At 57.7% G+C, this 771-nt stretch carries 1 rRNA gene; it reads right to left on the bottom strand.

Annotation, left to right across the window (positions count from 1 at the left end):
- Positions 1-22: 22 nt before the first annotated feature.
- Positions 23-771: ribosomal RNA gene (locus IE312_RS37985) — 23S ribosomal RNA — on the bottom strand; the annotation flags it as partial.

Raw genomic sequence — 771 nt, forward strand, 5'->3', positions numbered from 1 at the left:
AACACAGTGGACGCGAGCAACTGAGGACAAGCCCTCGGCCTATTAGTACCGGTCACCTCCACACGTTACCGTGCTTCCAGATCCGGCCTATCAACCCAGTCGTCTACTGGGAGCCTTACCCCATCAAGTGGGTGGGAGTCCTCATCTCGAAGCAGGCTTCCCGCTTAGATGCTTTCAGCGGTTATCCCTCCCGAACGTAGCCAACCAGCCATGCCCTTGGCAGAACAACTGGCACACCAGAGGTTCGTCCGTCCCGGTCCTCTCGTACTAGGGACAGCCCTTCTCAAGACTCCTACGCGCACAGCGGATAGGGACCGAACTGTCTCACGACGTTCTAAACCCAGCTCGCGTACCGCTTTAATGGGCGAACAGCCCAACCCTTGGGACCGACTCCAGCCCCAGGATGCGACGAGCCGACATCGAGGTGCCAAACCATCCCGTCGATATGGACTCTTGGGGAAGATCAGCCTGTTATCCCCGGGGTACCTTTTATCCGTTGAGCGACGGCGCTTCCACAAGCCACCGCCGGATCACTAGTCCCGACTTTCGTCCCTGCTCGACCCGTCGGTCTCACAGTCAAGCTCCCTTGTGCACTTACACTCAACACCTGATTGCCAACCAGGCTGAGGGAACCTTTGGGCGCCTCCGTTACTCTTTAGGAGGCAACCGCCCCAGTTAAACTACCCATCAGACACTGTCCCTGATCCGGATCACGGACCCAGGTTAGACATCCAGCACGACCAGACTGGTATTTCAACGACGACTCCACAA

Source organism: Streptomyces capoamus (genome assembly GCF_014654935.1).
Lineage (GTDB): Bacteria > Actinomycetota > Actinomycetes > Streptomycetales > Streptomycetaceae > Streptomyces > Streptomyces capoamus.